General features: G+C 66.4%; 12 protein-coding genes and 1 other RNA gene. 2 read left to right on the plus strand and 11 right to left on the minus strand.

Annotated elements, in window-relative coordinates; translation table 11 throughout:
• The 6 genes from mraY to rsmH form a co-directional block, all read right to left on the minus strand.
• Positions 1-1,107 (minus strand): phospho-N-acetylmuramoyl-pentapeptide-transferase, encoded by a 1,107-nt coding sequence (mraY, locus tag QX094_RS04330; protein WP_315713440.1) that lies wholly within the window; start codon positions 1,105-1,107, stop codon positions 1-3.
• A gap of 186 nt (positions 1,108-1,293) precedes the next feature.
• The gene (gene murF / locus QX094_RS04335) at positions 1,294-2,670 is read right to left on the minus strand and encodes a UDP-N-acetylmuramoyl-tripeptide--D-alanyl-D-alanine ligase (RefSeq protein ID WP_316184018.1); all 1,377 of its coding nucleotides are present in this window, start codon (positions 2,668-2,670) and stop codon (positions 1,294-1,296) included.
• Positions 2,667-4,127, minus strand: coding sequence for a UDP-N-acetylmuramoyl-L-alanyl-D-glutamate--2,6-diaminopimelate ligase (locus tag QX094_RS04340; RefSeq protein WP_316184019.1), 1,461 nt, complete (start codon positions 4,125-4,127; stop codon positions 2,667-2,669). The genes murF and QX094_RS04340 overlap by 4 nt, the downstream gene beginning before the upstream one ends.
• A 70-nt stretch (positions 4,128-4,197) precedes the next feature.
• Complete coding sequence (locus tag QX094_RS04345; protein ID WP_315752422.1) at positions 4,198-5,946, minus strand: penicillin-binding protein 2; 1,749 nt, start codon at positions 5,944-5,946, stop codon at positions 4,198-4,200.
• Positions 5,943-6,335 (minus strand): hypothetical protein, encoded by a 393-nt coding sequence (locus QX094_RS04350; RefSeq protein ID WP_315713444.1) that lies wholly within the window; start codon positions 6,333-6,335, stop codon positions 5,943-5,945. The genes QX094_RS04345 and QX094_RS04350 overlap by 4 nt, the downstream gene beginning before the upstream one ends.
• Before the next feature lie 3 nt (positions 6,336-6,338).
• The gene (rsmH, locus tag QX094_RS04355; RefSeq protein ID WP_315769172.1) at positions 6,339-7,334 is read right to left on the minus strand and encodes a 16S rRNA (cytosine(1402)-N(4))-methyltransferase RsmH; all 996 of its coding nucleotides are present in this window, start codon (positions 7,332-7,334) and stop codon (positions 6,339-6,341) included.
• A gap of 552 nt (positions 7,335-7,886) precedes the next feature.
• Between rsmH and QX094_RS04360 the strand changes: the two genes are divergently transcribed.
• Complete coding sequence (locus tag QX094_RS04360) at positions 7,887-8,738, plus strand: N-acetylmuramoyl-L-alanine amidase (RefSeq protein ID WP_315769174.1); 852 nt, start codon at positions 7,887-7,889, stop codon at positions 8,736-8,738.
• Positions 8,739-8,742: 4 nt separating this feature from the next.
• Here QX094_RS04360 and QX094_RS04365 read toward each other — a convergent pair whose 3' ends face one another.
• Together QX094_RS04365 and QX094_RS04370 are read right to left on the minus strand one after the other, a co-directional pair.
• Positions 8,743-9,987, minus strand: a complete 1,245-nt coding sequence (locus tag QX094_RS04365; RefSeq protein ID WP_315769176.1) for an RNA polymerase sigma factor — start codon at positions 9,985-9,987, stop codon at positions 8,743-8,745.
• Between the two features lie 33 nt (positions 9,988-10,020).
• On the minus strand, positions 10,021-10,374 hold the full coding sequence (locus QX094_RS04370) for a YciI family protein (RefSeq protein ID WP_315713448.1): 354 nt from the start codon (positions 10,372-10,374) through the stop codon (positions 10,021-10,023).
• 139 nt (positions 10,375-10,513) lie between these two features.
• Between QX094_RS04370 and rnpB the strand changes: the two genes are divergently transcribed.
• An RNA gene (gene rnpB / locus QX094_RS04375) (RNase P RNA component class A) lies at positions 10,514-10,955 on the plus strand.
• 47 nt (positions 10,956-11,002) lie between these two features.
• On the opposite strand, the gene QX094_RS04380 is transcribed toward rnpB, so the two are convergent.
• The 3 genes from QX094_RS04380 to QX094_RS04390 form a co-directional block, all read right to left on the minus strand.
• Positions 11,003-12,820, minus strand: coding sequence for an ABC transporter ATP-binding protein (locus tag QX094_RS04380; protein WP_316187651.1), 1,818 nt, complete (start codon positions 12,818-12,820; stop codon positions 11,003-11,005).
• A gap of 274 nt (positions 12,821-13,094) precedes the next feature.
• On the minus strand, positions 13,095-14,684 hold the full coding sequence (locus QX094_RS04385) for a DHA2 family efflux MFS transporter permease subunit (protein WP_316184023.1): 1,590 nt from the start codon (positions 14,682-14,684) through the stop codon (positions 13,095-13,097).
• A gap of 199 nt (positions 14,685-14,883) precedes the next feature.
• Positions 14,884-16,212 carry an HlyD family secretion protein gene (locus QX094_RS04390; RefSeq protein WP_316169818.1) on the minus strand — a complete coding sequence of 443 codons (1,329 nt, stop codon included), beginning with the start codon at positions 16,210-16,212 and terminating at the stop codon, positions 14,884-14,886.
• Positions 16,213-16,332: the final 120 nt, after the last annotated feature.

Consider the following 16,332-nt stretch of genomic DNA (forward strand, 5'->3'; position numbering starts at 1 on the left):
TCAGCGCAGCTTCAGCGTCGAGAGACCGACCAGCGCCAGCATCACCGAGATGATCCAGAACCGGATCACGATCTGCGGCTCGGTCCAGCCGAGCTGCTCGAAATGGTGGTGGATCGGCGCCATCTTGAATATGCGCTTGCCGGTCAGCTTGAACGAGGCGACCTGCACGATCACCGACACGGCCTCCAGCACGAACAGGCCGCCGATGACAGCCAGCACGATCTCGTGCTTCACCGCGACCGCGATCGATCCGAGCATGCCGCCGAGCGCCAGCGAGCCGGTGTCGCCCATGAAGATCGACGCCGGCGGGGCGTTGAACCAGAGAAAGCCGAGGCCCGCGCCGAGCACCGCGCCGCACAGCACGGCAAGCTCACCAGTGCCCGCGACATAGTGGATCTGCAGGTAGTCCGAGAACACCGCATTGCCGGCGAGATAGGCGATCAGGCCGAAGCTGGCGGAGGCGATCATCACCGGCACGATTGCCAGGCCGTCGAGCCCGTCGGTCAGGTTCACGGCATTGCCGGCGCCGACGATGACGAACGCTCCGAAGATGACATAGAGCCAGCCGAACTTGATCACCAGATCCTTGAAGAACGGAATGGCAAGCCCGGTCGAGGACGGATCGCGCCCGAGCCGCACCAGCGCGTAACAGGCGACCAGAGCGATCGCAGCCTCGATCAGCAGCCGCAGTCTGCCGGCAAAGCCGGAATGCGACTGCTTGGTCACCTTCAGATAATCGTCATAGAAGCCGACGAAGCCGAAGCCGAGCGTCACCGCGAGCACGATCCAAACATAGGGGTTGAGCGGATTGGCCCACAGCACGGTGGAGACGACGAGGCCCGACAAGATCATCAAGCCGCCCATCGTAGGCGTGCCCTTCTTGCTGATGATGTGCGATTGCGGGCCGTCGGTGCGGATCGGCTGGCCCTTGCCCTGGCGCAGGCGAAGATGATCGATGATCCAGGGCCCGAACAGGAACACGAACAGCGCCCCGGTGACGACGGCGCCGCCCGTACGGAACGTGATGTAGCGGAACACGTTCAGCAATCCGCGAAAGACGGACAGGCTCGGAAACGTATTCGTCAGCTCGATCAACCAGTAGAACATCCAACCCGCCTATGCCGCCTCACCGAGACCGCGAACACGAATTCGGTCGCGAATCCGGTCCAGCCTCTTTTAACCATGATCGGGGCCGGGTGCGAATCATAGCCCGGCGGAATGACCCATCCGGCATGACCGCTTCGACCACCAGTGGAAAATATCCTTCTGCCGCGCCGCGATATCGCCCGATTTTCAAGTGGGCCGCTGCAGCGCCGCGGCGAGCTTCGACACGAACTTATTGACCCAGAAGATCTTCTTGCTGCCCTTGATGACGACGACGTCGCCCGGCGCAAGCAGCGCCGCGACCCGACCGGGATCCAGAGTCACCGGATCCTCATGCCAGCCGAGCCGCTTCGCGTGAGGCAGGCTATCGAACAGGTGACGCATCAGCGGACCGACGCAATAGACGCCGTCGACCCCCGCGAGATGAGCGACCATCCCCTGATGATAGGCCGGCGCCTCGTCGCCGAGTTCGAGCATGTCGCCGATGATGGCGATCCGCCGTCCCCGCACCGGTCGCGCCTGCAGACTGTCGAGCGCCGCCGCCATGCTGGCCGGGTTGCCATTGAAGCTGTCGTCGATCAGAACAATGTCGCCGACGGTCTGCTCGACGCCACGGCCGGTCATGATGCCGACATCGCCGAGCGTCGGCGCGAGCAGCGCTGGATTGAGCCCGGCCGCTGCGATGGAGGCGAGCGCCGCCAGCGCATTGTGCAGGCGATGCGGCGCACCCGGCGTCAGCGTGAAGGCGACGCGGCGACCGGCGATGTCGGCGCTCACATCCCAGGTCTCGCCGCGCGAGTCGTGCGAGAGCTCGCGGACGTCAGCGCCGCCACCGAAGCGGATCACCTTGCCGGTCCATTCCGGTGCTGCGAGATCGGCCGGCAACACGAGGACGCCGTCAGCCGGCAGCCCATGCGCGATCGAGACCTTCTCTCTCCTGATCGCTTCCAGGCTGCCGAGCTTCTCCAGATGCACCGGCTGCACATTCACGACCAGCGCCACCGTCGGCTGCGACAGCTCCGTCAGCCGCGCGATCTCGCCTTTTTGATTCATGCCCATCTCGACGACCCACACCGAAGCGGAAGGATCGGCGTTGCACAGCGTCAGCGGTACGCCCCAGAAATTGTTGAAGCTCGACGGACTCGCAGAGGCACCGGGATAGGCGGCGATGAACTCCTTGGTCGAGGTCTTGCCGGCGCTGCCGGTCAACCCGATCACCGGGCCATGGAAGCGCGCCCGCGCGGAGCGCGCCAGCGCCCACAGCCCATCGATCAGCGTGTCCGGCACCACGAGCTGCGGCACCGTGATCCCATCGATCCTGTGGGGAACGATCATCGCCACCGCGCCGGCCGCTTCGGCATTCGCCGCGAACTCCCAGCCGTCGCGGCTGGAGGCGAAGCTCGATACGAAGCCGCCACTCGGCGTGCCACTCAGTGCCACGAACAGGCTGCCGGGCTTCACCGCGCGACTGTCCTGCGTGACGAAGTCGATCGGGGTCTCCGGGTAGTCGCCGGCGAGGCCGAGCGCGCGCGCCGCCTCTGCCACGGTCCACAGCGCCTTCGTCATGATGTCCTCGCTGCCAACGCGTCCGCGACCGCTTCATGATCGCTGAAATGCAGAATAGTGCTGCCGATGATCTGTCCGGTCTCATGGCCCTTGCCGGCGATCACGAGCGCATCGCCGGGCTGCAGCTCGCCGATCGCGACGCGGATTGCCTCCGTTCGGTCGCCGATCTCACGCGCACCGGGTACGGCGGCCAGGATTGCAGCGCGGATCGCAGCCGGATCCTCGCTGCGCGGATTGTCATCGGTGACGATGACACTGTCGGCCTCTTCGGCGGCGATCGCGCCCATCAAGGGGCGCTTGCCGGTGTCACGGTCGCCGCCGGCGCCGAACACGACGACGAGCTTTCGCGGAGCATAGGGCCGCAGCGCATGCAGCGCCTTGGCGAGCGCATCCGGCTTGTGCGCGTAGTCGATGAAAATGGGTGCGCCATTGTGCTCGCCGACCAGCTCGAGCCGGCCCTTGGCGCCCTCGAGCTGCTCGAGCGATTCGAACACCGCTTGCGGATCGCTGCCGGTGCCGATCGCGAGGCCCGCCGCGACCAGCGCGTTCTCGATCTGAAACGCGCCGACCAGCGGCAGGCGGACCGCATGCATGCGGCCGCAATGCTGGATCTGGAGCTGCTGCGCAAAGCCGTCGATTGCAACGGCCACGAGGCGAATGCCCTCGCCTGCACCGTCGCCATGCGTCCCCACCGTCATCAGGCGAAGACCGCGCGTCTGCGCCGCAGCGATGACTTCCGGCGAGCACTCATGATCGGCCGAGATCACCGCAGGCCCGCCCGGCGGCACGAGATCGCGGAACAGCCTCAGCTTGGCGTTGAGGTAGTGCGCGATGTCCGGATGATAGTCCATGTGGTCGCGCGACAGGTTCGTGAACCCGCCGGCCGAGACCCTGACACCGTCGAGCCTGAACTGATCGAGCCCGTGCGACGAAGCCTCGAACGCTAGATGGGTGACGCCATCCTGCGTGATCTCGTCGATCTGCCGATGCAGCGCGATCGGATCTGGCGTCGTCAGCGAGCCGTAGACGGTGCGCTTGTCCGACACCAGCCCGACGGTGCCGATGCTGGCCGAGCTGTGGCCGAGGCGCTGCCAGATCTGGCGCGTGAAGGCCGCGACCGACGTCTTGCCGCTGGTGCCGGTGACGGCGGCAATCGTCGCCGGCTGCCGCGGATAGAACCGGGACGAAGCGAGCGCGAGTGCCCGCCGCGGGTTCGGCAGCGCGATGAATGGAACGGCCAGCCCTGTTCCAGGGCCCGCCGCGCCGGCCACGGCGACCGCACCGGCCGCGATTGCCGCCGCAATAAAGCGGGAGCCATCGGTCTTGGTGCCGGAGAGTGCAAAAAACAGGTCGCCGGGCCGCACGGCTCGGCTGTCGACGGCGAGGCCGGATATCTCGACTGCGGCGATGGGAGCGTCGAGCGTCGCCTGATCGCCCAGGAGGTCGTGAAGTTTCATCCTGGTTCCGTGCCAGTCCTGGCCCCGCCCGGGATGGCGGCAGCTCCAAAGCCTGCGATTCGACGACGGCTTACTGTGTCAGCCGCGATGCCGCAAGAATTTGGCGGTCGGACGGCGGAAGGTCAAAACGGGGCTCAATTCCCAGCAGCGGCCCGATCCGGGAGATCACGTTGCCAGCGGTCGGCACCGCGTTCCAGCCCGAGGTGATGAAGCCATAGGTTTCCTTCAGCGGCTGCGGCTCGTCCAGCATGATCAGGAGCTGGTATTTTGGCTTGTCCGCCGGGATCACGGCGGTGAAGAGGGTCAGCACCTTCTTCTTGGCGTAGCGGCCGTTGATCACCTTCTCGGCGGTGCCGGTCTTGCCGCCGATGTAGTAGCCCTTCACGTCGGCCTTGCGCGCGGTGCCGACCTCGGCGTTCAGACGCATCAGATACCGCATCTTCTCCGAGGTCTCCGGCTTGATCACGCGCTTGGCGACCTGCATCGCCTCTGCCTCGGTGCGCTTCATGAAAGTCGGCGGGATCAGATAGCCGCCATTGACCAGCGCACTGACGCCCATCACACCCTGCAGCGGCGCCACCGCCATGCCGTGACCGAACGCGATCGTGACCGTGTTCAATTCGCCCCAGCGCTTGGGCAGGATCGGCGAGGCGCTCTCAGGCAGCTCGGTGCGCAACCGGTCGAACTGGCCCATCTTGCGCAGGAACGCCTTGTGCGCTTCCACGCCCTGCGTCAACGCGATCCTGGCGGCGCCGACGTTGGACGAGAAGTAGAACACTTCCTTCATGTTGAGGAAGCGGCCCTTCGGCTCGTCGTCATGAATCGCGAACTTGCCGTAGTGCAGCGGCCCGCGTGCATCCCACAGCGAATTGAGATCATATTTGCCGGTGTCGAGCGCCATTGCCAGGGTGAACGCCTTGAAGGTCGAGCCCATCTCGTACACGCCCGTGGTCAGGCGGTTGATCCGGTCGGGATCGTGCGCTTCCTTCGGGTTGTTGGGATCGAAATCCGGCAGCGACACCATGGCGATGATCTCGCCTGTCCTGACATTGACGACGAGACCGGAAGCTGCCTTGGCCTTGAACTTGTCCTTGGCCTTGAGCAGTTCGTCGCGCAGCGCGTGCTCGACGCGCAGATCGACCGAGAGCTCGATTGGGCGCTGCAGGCGATCGGTGGCGAAGCCCGCGCGATGCAGGTCGGCAAGGCCCTGATTGTCGAGCCACTTCTCCATGCCGGCGATGCCCTGGTTGTCGATGTTCACCAGGCCGATCAGATGGGCCACCTCGTTTCCGGTCGGATAGACGCGCTTGTTCTCGCGCAGGAAGCCGATGCCCGGCAGGCCGAGGCGATGAATGTCCTGCTGCTGCTTCGGCGTCATCTCGCGCTTCAACCAGACGAAACCCTTGCGCGACAACAGTCGGTCGCGGACCTCGCCCGTATCGAGATCCGGCAAGGTCGCCGTCAGAAGCTCGATTGCCTCGTCCTTGTCGATGAGACGACGCGGCTCGGCGAACAGGCTCGGCGTCTTCACGTCGGTGGCGAGAACGGCGCCATTGCGGTCGACGATATCGGGGCGCGCGGTGGCGATGGCGTCCTGCTGCGCGGCGCGCCGCGCGCTCGGACCATCCGAGCCGATCGCGAACATCACGAGGCGGCCGCCGATGACCGCGTAGACGGCAGCAAAGGCAATGATCGCGAGGCCGACTCGCGCGCGCGCCTTGGCAGTCCGATCGACATCGCGCCCATACAGCAGCGTGCGCACCAGACGTTGCCGCCAGGGTTCCTGCGGCTTGACGTCGGGCCGAAGCTGATCGGTCATTGCTGATCCTCCGGGCGACGCACCGACCCGGTCACGGGGGGCTCTTCGTTGATCGCGTCGATCGCATCGATCATCGATCCGATCGGATCCGGATTGTCCGGTCGCGCAAATCGCGGCGGCCGCTCCGGCAGATTCTTCAGGCTGTCGTATTGTGTGGCGTTGAGCGGCTTCAGCGGCAGATGCCGCTCGACCAGCCCTTGCAGCCGCAGCGGCGCGTCGAGCTTGGCCCATTCCGCGCGCAACACTGCGATGGCCTCGCGCTGCTCGCGGATCTCGGCGCGCAATTGCAGCACGCGCTCGACCCGCGCCGTGGAGTCCATCTTGATGCGATAGACATAGGCCGCCGCGAAGATCAGCGAGCAGATCACGACGAGATGCAGGAGGCGCATCGGTCACCCTCCTCGCAGGACATCGGCCAGCCGCGGCCAGGGCGACGAGGATGCCGAAGCGTGCGCCGGCGCCGCCGTGCGCTCGGCACCGCGCAGCTTGGCGGACCGCGCCCGCGGATTGGCTTCGGTCTCAGCCTCCGCGGCCACGACCGGCTTGCGGTTGAGCAACTGGAAGCTCGGTGCCTCCTGCGCGATCTCGGGCAGATGGCGCGAGCCGCCGCCGGTCCTGCTGCGCTCGGCGAGGAACGTCTTGACGATGCGGTCCTCGAGCGAATGGAACGAGACGACCGCCAGCCGGCCGCCCGGCGCCAGCACGCGCTCCGCTGCCGACAGCGCCTGTTCGAGCTCGTCCAGCTCCTCGTTGACGAGAATCCGCAGCGCCTGGAACGTGCGCGTCGCCGGATGGATGTCGCCAGGCTTGGATCTCACCACGCGCGCGACGATGTCGGCGAGTTGCCGCGTCGTCGTGATCGGCTGTTCCTTGCGCGCGGCGACGATGGCCCGCGCCACGGCGCGGGAGTGCCGCTCTTCGCCAAAGATGTAGATGACGTCGGCCAGAGCGCGCTCGGCAGCGTTGGCGACGACATCGGCGGCCGTCGGTCCCGTGCCGCCCATCCGCATGTCGAGCGGGCCGTCGAACCTGAACGAGAAGCCGCGCGCGGCGGAGTCGAGCTGCATCGAGGAGACGCCGACATCCATCACGATGCCATCGACATGCGCAAGGCCTCGCGATGCACAGATGTCGGCCAATGCCGAGAAACGGTTCTCGACCAGTGTCAGGCGACCGCCCGCTTCGGCGAGGAGACCTGCGCCGCCGGCGATTGCGGTGCTGTCGCGATCGATCCCGATGACGTGTGTTCCCGCCGTTGCCAGGATCAGGCGCGTATAGCCACCGGCACCAAAGGTCGCATCGACGTAGGTTCCGCCGCCGCGTGGCGCCAGCATCTCGACCGCTTCGGGGCCGAGCACCGGGATGTGCCGCTGGTCAGCCGTGCTCACCCGGCCGCTCCGCACGCGCGCCGTTGCTTCAGACTGACTTTGGTTGGCAGCGAGCCCATCGCGCCCTCGATCCTCGCGCCCCGTCAATTCGCCAAGCCATCTCCCGGGACGCTCCGTCATCCGTCGCGCCGTCACGACATCAGCAGCACGATCCGGCCATGTCGAGATCCTCGATCCGACAGCGATCGCGCGGCGCCGGAGCGCCCCGGAACCGCTTTCGATCGTGATCTGCCGTGCAGGACCTTGCATCGTGGCGGCTTGCCGTCCCGAAAGCCGGCTTGGCTCTTCACCACTCAGTAACGGCGTTTAGCGTTAACAAACCGTTGATGGTCTGTGGCGGATGTTGGGCACTTGGACCGCGAGGCGGAGCTGCCCGGTAGACGTTTCGTCCTGCTCGCCGCCGTGCCGTTCGGCGGACCGGCGATCGCGATACAACGGTCCGCTCAATAGCGAGGGCTCGCATGCGATTTCGATTGCGGCTGGGTCATGTAAAAGAGTAGTGCCTGCCCATATCCGGTTTGAGCCGCCGCCGCCGTCCGCTTCGAGTCGTTCATGCCAAGTCCCTCCGACAAGCCGGAATCGAAGCGTCCTCGTGCGCTGCAGATCCCCAAAGGCGTTTCCAACCTGCCGGTCTTCACGCCGGACTCGTCGGTTGTCTCCGACGTGATCCCGTCGGCCAATTTCGGCGAGCGCAAGGGTGGGCGCCAGCCGGACATGATCATTCTTCATTACACCGGCATGCCGGATGTCGAAGGGGCAATCACCAAGCTGTGCACCGCCGGCAGCGAGGTCTCCGCGCATTACGTCGTGCTCGAGGACGGACGCATCGTCCAGTGCGTGCCGGAGGCCTTGCGCGCTTGGCACGCGGGTCTCTCGTCATGGGACGGCGAGGAGGACATCAATTCCTGCTCGATCGGCATAGAGATCGTCAATCGCGGCCACGATTGGGGCTATCCGGATTTCCCACCGCGGCAGATCGCGGCGGTCATCGCGCTGTGCCGGGGCATCATGCTCCGCCGCAATGTCCCGGCGCATCGCGTGCTCGGGCATTCCGACGTGGCACCCGCGCGCAAGAAGGATCCGGGTGAGAAATTCCCGTGGCATTCGCTGGCGAATTCGGGCGTGGGCCACTGGGTGCAGCCGGCGGCGATCACCAAGGGCGAGACGCTAAAGCTCGGCAGCATCGGCGACGACGTCAAGGGCTTGCAGAAGGCGCTCGCCAAATACGGCTATGGCGTGCCGATCACGGGTAAATTCGACGGCATCACCATGGATGTCGTCACCGCGTTCCAGCGGCACTTCCGCCCCGAAAAGATCGACGGCATCGCCGACCGCTCGACCTTGTGGACGTTGCATGCGCTGCTGACGAGCCTGCCGGCCGAGGATCAGGCGCCGCGCGTCTGACACGTCAGGCCTCCACGTCGAGCTCGCCGAGCCGCCGTGCATAGAGACGCTTGAGCGGCGCGAGCTGCGTGGCTGCGCTCGCCTCGCGGTAAGCAGCGCGCGCCTCGTCGCGCCGACCGAGCCGCCGCAGAAGGTCTGCCCGCACCGCCGGCAGCAGATCGTACTGCTTCAATCCGCCGCGCGCGGCCAGCGCATCGACCAGTGCCAGCGCCCGCGCCGGGCCGTCGACCATCGAGACAGCGGCCGCATGATTGAGCTCGATCACAGGCGATGGCGCGATCCGCAGCAGAACCTCGTAGAGCCCCACGATCTGCCGCCAATCCGTTTCAGCGTAGCTGGAGGCCTGAGCATGAAGCGCGGCAATCGCTGCCTGGACCGTATAGGGCTGCGGGAGCCCCTTCATGCCCAGGGCCTGTTCGACCAGCCCAAGCCCTTCGGCGATCTGCTCACGATTCCACAGCGAGCGGTCCTGCTCCTCCAGCAGGACGATGTCGCCCGCCGCATTGGTACGGCCGGCGCGCCGCGCATCGTGCAGCAGCATCAACGCGAGCAGGCCCTTGATGTCGCGCGCCTCCGGCATCAAGCCAAGCAGCAGGCGACACAGCCGGATCGCCTCGCGCGCGAGATCCTCACGAATCAGCTCGGTGCCTGAGGTCGCGAGATAGCCCTCGGTGAACACCAGATAGATCACGGTCAGGACACCGCGCAGCCGCTCCTCGAGCGCATCGCGTCCCGGCACCTCGTAGGGAATGCCGGCGAGGCGGATCTTCTGCTTGGCGCGCACCAGGCGCTGCGCCATCGCCTCCTCGCCGGTGACAAGTGCGCGGGCGACCTCGGCGGTGGTGAGGCCGCAGACCGTGCGCAGCGTCAGCGCCACCTGGACCTCCGGCGCGAACGACGGATGGCAGCAGGTGAAGATCAGCCGCAGCATGTCGTCGTCGAGATCGCCCGGCGCGTCGGCATCGTCGTTGGCGGCATCGCGCTCGATGGCGTGAACGATCTCCGCCTCCTTGCCGCGAAAATTGCTCCGCCGCCGGATCCGGTCGATCGCCTTGTTGCGGGCGACATTGACCAGCCACGCCCGCGGGTTGGCGGGAGCGTCGGACCCCCGCCATTTGAGCAGCGCCGCAGCGAACGCATCCTGCAGCACGTCCTCGGCCAGATCGAAGTCACCGACGAGCCGGATCAAGGTCGCGAGTGCGCGGCCGGCCTCATCGCGGAACACCTTGTCGATCGCATCAAGCGTCATCGGTGACCCTTCTCGGCCGCGAGCGCACCGGCCTCAATGATTATATTGCCAGACCGGCCGCACCTCGATCGAGCCGAAACGGGCGCCGGGAATCCGCGCGGCAATCCCGATCGCCTCGTCGAGATTCTTGGCCTCGATCATGTAATAGCCGCCGAGCTGCTCGCGGGTCTCGGCGAACGGACCGTCCGTGGTGAGGATCTTGCCGTCGCGCACCCGCACCGTCGTCGACGTCGTGGTCGGCTGCAGCCGGTCGCCGCCCTTGTAATTGCCGCTCGAGATGATCGACTGGGTGAAGGTCTGGTACTCCGCCAGCATCTTGCCCTCGGCCTCCTTCTCCATCTTCGCGTAGTCGACTTCGTTCTGGTAGATCATCAACAGATATTGCATCGAACTTGCTCCCTTGTTTCGGCCGGATCGCCGACATCCAGTCGAATGGCGCGCTCACGAAACGACACGCCCAGGATAATATTTTTGCCGGCGCAGCGATGGCTTGACCTGATGGCCGGGAAGCCCCATTCAAGCTGCGTCAGTCGGCCGGACGGCCGCTCCGGCAGGCGCCGAAAGGCCGCCGGGGAGGAAAGTCCGGGCTCCATCGACATGCGGTGCCGGATAACGTCCGGCGGGGGCGACCCCAGGGATAGTGCCACAGAGAACGAACCGCTTCCTCCCGCGAGGGAGGCGAGTAAGGGTGAAAAGGTGCGGTAAGAGCGCACCGCGGGGCCGGCAACGGAACCGGCATGGTAAACCCCACCGGGAGCAAAACCGAATAGGGACGGCCACGCGGAGACAATCGCCAAGGCAGATGATGCCAAGGCGATGACGTCCGCGGGAGCGATGTCAGGCTCGCCGTCCGGGTAGGTTGCCCGAGGTCGCGCGCAAGCGCGATCCCAGAGGAATGGCCGTCACGTATCGTCATGCGCAAGCATCACGGTGCCCTACAGAACCCGGCTTACAGGCCGGCTGATATGTTCATGAGGGGCTCGGCGCAGCAGCGCCGGGCCCCTCACCATTTTTGTCAACCGGCGGCCGAGAGCTGGCCGAACTCGGTGGCCTGGCGCTCGAACAGGCTGCGATAGAGTCCGCCGGGTCTGCCAACCAGCGTGGCGTGGCTGCCCTGCTCGACGATACGGCCGCGGTCGAACACCAGGATGCGATCGAGGCTGCGCACGGTCGCCAGCCGATGCGCGATCACGATCGCCGTCCTGCCCTTCATCAGCCGCTCCATCGCCCCCTGGATCAGCGCCTCGGATTCCGAATCGAGGCTCGAGGTCGCCTCGTCCAGGATCAGCACCCGCGCGTCCGCCAGGAACGCCCGCGCCAGCGCGCCCCGCTGCCGCTCGCCGCCCGACAGCTTGACGCCGCGCTCGCCGACCAGCGTGCCGTAGCCCTTCGGCAGGCGCGTGATGAACTCATGCGCGTTGGCGAGCCGCGCCGCCTGCTCGATCTCGGCCTGGCTGGCGCCAGGACGGCCATAGGCGATGTTCTCGGCCAGCGAGCGGTGGAACAGGATCGGCTCCTGCTGCACGATCGCGATCTGGCTGCGCAGCGAGTCCTGCGTGGCATGCGCGATGTCCTGCCCGTCGATGAGGATGCGGCCGCCGCCAACGTCGTAGAGCCGCTGCACCAGCTTGACGAAGGTCGTCTTGCCGGAGCCGGAGCGCCCGACGAGGCCGATCCGCTCGCCCGGCCGGATGTCCACCGAGAGCCGGTCGTACAGCGGGGTGCGATGGCCGCCATAGTGGAACGTCACCGCATCGAACACGATGTGCCCACCGGTCACCGCGATCGGCCTGGCGTCCTTGGCATCGATGATGCCGATCGGCTCGCTGTGGATCGCGACCAGCTCGTCCATGTCGTTGACCGCGCGCTGCAGGTTGTTGATGTGCATGCCGACGTCACGCAGATACGCATGGATAACGTAGTAGCTCGTCAGCACATAGGTGACGTCGCCTGGCGAGGCCTTGCCCGCCATCCACAGCAGCACGGCGCCGCCGATCACCGAGGAGCGCAGGCACAGCAGCACGCCGAGCTGCACGGCCGCCGTGGTGTTGTAGCGCAGCCAGGTGCGGTTGACGCGGCGGCTCCAACGGCTGACGACGCGCATCAGCCGGCCGTCCTCGCGGGCTTCCGCGCCGAACGACTTGACCACCGCATTGCAGCTCAGCGCGTCCGCCAGCGTGCCGCCGACCTTGGTGTCCCAGGCGTTGGAGATCCGTGCGGCCGGGGCGATGTAGCGGGTCGAGAACGCGACGGTCATCGCGACGTACAGCACCGCGCCGACGGCGATCACGCCGCCCAGCGCGCCCCAGTGCAGGCCGAGCAGCACCATCGAGCCCAGCAGCACCGAGAGCGACGGCAGCAGCGCCAGCAGGATGGTGTCGTTATAGAGGTCGAGCGCCCACATGCCCCGGGTGATCTTGCGCACCGTGGAGCCGGCGAAGCTGTTGGCGTGCCAGTCGGTCGAGAAGCGCTGCACGCGCACGAAGGCGTCGCGCGCCACGTCGGACATGATGCGCAGGGTGAACGGCACGATCAGCTGCAGGCCCGACAATCGCAGCACGATCGAGGCGAAGCCGAGGGCTACGATGGCGGCGAACGCCACCAGCGCACTGTGCCGTGCATCGGCATTGCCTGGGCCCAGGGTGAGCGCATCGACCAGCCGGCCGGAGAACAGCGGCATGAACAGATCGGCAGCGGTGGCGCCGAGCAGCGCGCACGCAATGCCGAGCGTCATGCGTGGCTGCTTCAGCCAGTGGCGGGTCACGAACGGGATCACGACGCGGATCGCGGCGGGACGCTTGTCGGCCTTCAGGCCGGAGACGTCGACGGTCATGGCATCATCCGGCCGCGCTCGCAGCGCCAGCCGGCTCCAAATAGTGCAGACGCGACGCGGCGCGCGATCTGCGGATGAGTAACTCAGGCGTTGGGAAGTTAAGCGATGGTGCTCAAAGCGAGCGGCCGAACACCAGAACAGGCATCGAGCGGGTGCATGCGATCTGCAGATGCGATGTGGTCATGCAAATCTCCCCGGTTCGAGCGACAATTCTTGTTCCATACCATCGACGGTATGATTTGGCAACCCGCGGCGCGCGCAGGAGCCGCTCACGTCAATGTGCGTCGCCGCCGCCCGCCATCGGCGAGCTCGGCTTGTTGAGCAGCATCACCATGAAGCTGAGCCCGATGTAGAAGCAGGTCAGCATGAAGAACGCATCGCCATAGCCCATCACGACGGCCTGGCGATGCACGATCTGCGACAGCTGCTTCATCGCCATCAGGGCCGAATCGCCCATGCCCTGCAGCTTCTGCTGCAGCATGTTGAGGGTCTCGACCGCGGTGGCATTGCCCCAGTTGACGCGCTCGTGGAGGCGGGAAATGTGCAGGTCGGTGCGATCGTTCAGCACCTGGTTGATCACGGCAAGGCCGACGGCGCCGCCGAGATTGCGCATCAGGTTGAACAGGCCGGATGCATTCTTGACCCGATCCGGCGCCAGGGTGCCGAGCGCGATGTTGTTGGTCGGCACCATCGCGAACATCATGCCGACGCCGCGCAGCACCTGCGGCAGGAAAAGCTCCCAGAAGTCGTAATCGCGGGTGATGCCGGTCATCTGGTAGGAGCCGATCGCGAAGATCACGAGGCCGAACGCGATCATCAGGCGCATGTCGATCTTCAGCATCAGGCGGCCGACCACCGGCGCCATCAGGAACATGGTGACGCCGGAGACGAACATCGTCTCGCCGATCATCAGGGCGCTGTAGCCGCGAACTTCAGCGAGATAGCGCGGATAGATGTAGGTCAGGCCGTAGAGGCCGATGCCGATGCAGAACTGCAGGAGGCAGCCGACCGCGAAGTTGCGGTTGCCGAATGCGAAGAGGTCGACGATCGGCTCGTCGGCCGTCAGCACCCGCCAGAAGAAGGCGACCGCCGACACCGCGCAGACCGCGGCGAAGATCGCGACCGACGTGTCCTGCAGCCACTCATATTGCGGCCCCTCCTCCAGCACATATTCCAGCGAGCCGAGGAAGCCGGCCATGAACAGCAAGCCCCACCAGTCGAAGCGGTCGAGCAGCTCGAAATGCGGCTCGTCGAAATCCACCAGCGCCAGCACGCCTGTCGTGATGATGATGCCTGGCACGATGTTGACGAAGAACAGCCAGTGCCACGACATCGCGTCGGTGATGTAGCCGCCGACCGTGGGACCCACCGTCGGCGCCAGCGTCGCGACCAGGCCGATGATGGGACCGACGATGTGGAATTTGGTGCGCGGGAACACCGTGTAGGCCGAGGCGAACACGGTCGGAATCATGCCGGCGCCGAGGAAGCCCTGCAGCGCGCGCCACACGATCATCTGCTCGATCGACGAGGCGAAGCCGCACAGGAAGCTCGAGATGGTGAAGCCGGCCGCCGAAATCGCGAACAACAGCCGCGTGCCGAGCGCGCGCGACAGGAAGCCGGACAAGGGAATCGCGATCACCTCGGCGATCAGATAGGCCGTCTGCACCCACGACACTTCGCTGGAGCTCGCCGACAGTCCGGCCTGGATCTCGCTCAGCGACGCCGAGACGATCTGGATGTCCAGGATCGCCATGAACATGCCGAACACCATGATCAGGAACGCGATCAGCCGCCGCGGCGCGATGCGATCGGCCGGCGCCGCCGGCGCGCTCATGGTGGGGTTGGCTGTGGTGGCGGTGGCCATGGTGTTGTTCGCTGTCGAGAGAGCACGACCGCCGCGGCATCTTCGGTGCACTCCCCTCCCCCTTGCAGGGAGGGGTCGGGGGTGGGGGTCCCCAACGGCGGTCTCGCGCGGAGACCCCCCACCCCAACCCTCCCCCACAAGGGGGGAGGGAGTTCACTGCCGATGACGCGAAAGCCAACGCGATCGCATCATTCACTAACTACTTCCCCTGCACCGTCGCCGATGCGTCAAGGTCGGCTTCGGTGTCGGCATCCTTGGCGTCGGTGGTGTCGACGGTGACGTAGACCGACATGCCGGCGCGCAGCAGGTTTTGCCGCGCCACCTCCTTCGGCACGCGGATGCGCACGGGCAGGCGCTGCACGATCTTGGTGAAGTTCCCGGTGGCGTTGTCCGGCGGCAGCAGGGTGAACACCGAGCCCGCGGCCGGCGAGATGCTGTCGACCACGCCCTTGAAGCCGCGTGCGCCATAGGCGTCGACCTTGATCGTGACCAGCTGGCCCGGACGGATGCGCCTGAGCTGGGTTTCCTTGAAGTTCGCGTCGATGAAGACGTCGTCGAGCGGCACGACGTTGCCGAGCCGCTGGCCGACCGCGACGAAGTCGCCGGTGTTGACGAGACGGTTGGAGAAGGTGCCGTCGACCGGCGCGCGCACGGTGGCGAATTCGAGATCGCGCTCGGCCTTTGCAAGCGATGTCTTCAGCTCGGCGAGCTGCGCCTGGGCCTCGACCTGCTGCGCCTTCGTCACCTCGACATTGTCGCGCGCGGCGTCGTACGCGGCACGGGCGGCGCGGACCGCCGCCATGCCCTGGTCGCGCGCGGCTTCCGACTGCTCGAAGGTCGCATGCGAGGCAAAACCCTTGCTGCTCAGCGCCTGCTGGCGCTCATAGTCGAGCCCGGCGCGCTTCATCGCGGCTTCGGATGAGGTGAGATTGGCCTGCGCCTGCTCGGCGGCACTCTGCTGTGCGGCGACCTGGCGACCGATGCGCGCGATCGTCGCCTCCTGCGTGGCGATCTTGGTGCGGGCGGCGTCGACCGCGATCTTGTAGTCGCCGTCGTCGATGCGGAAGATCACGTCGCCCTTGCGAACCACCGAATTGTCCCGCGGCACGATCTCCTGGATGTGCCCGGAGACGCGCGCGCCCAGCATGGTGTTGTTGGCGCGGACGTAGGAATCGTCGGTCGAGACCATGAAGCGGCCGACCAGATAATAGTGCGTGGCATAGCCGGCGGCGGCGAGCGCGAGCAGTACGCCGATGCCCGCCAGCACGCGCTTGCGTTTGCCGGATTTCGGAGCGGCGGCGGGCGCGGCTTGCGGCTTCGCGCCCGTGGGAGCGCCGGCCGGCGCCGGCCGTTCAAGCGGCGCCTCGGTGCTGACGTCGGCCTTCGGGTCAGCCGGCTTGGCATCAACCGGCCTGCGCTGTGCCGCGTCGCTGGCCTGCGGCCGGACCGGCTCAGACCTCGTCTGTTCCAGCGTTTCCTCAGCGTCCGGACGGCGCGCCCGCACAGCCTGATCTCTCGCAGCGGCCATCAGAGACTCCCACCCATGACAGCGGGGCCGCTCAGGCCCCGAAAATCGAAAATCCCGACCGAACCGTTCGGTCAATCCACATCTACCATTGACCGAACCGTTCGGTCAATCTATATCTTC

The sequence above is a fragment of the Bradyrhizobium sp. SZCCHNS1050 genome (genome assembly GCF_032484785.1).
Classification (GTDB): Bacteria; Pseudomonadota; Alphaproteobacteria; order Rhizobiales; family Xanthobacteraceae; genus Bradyrhizobium.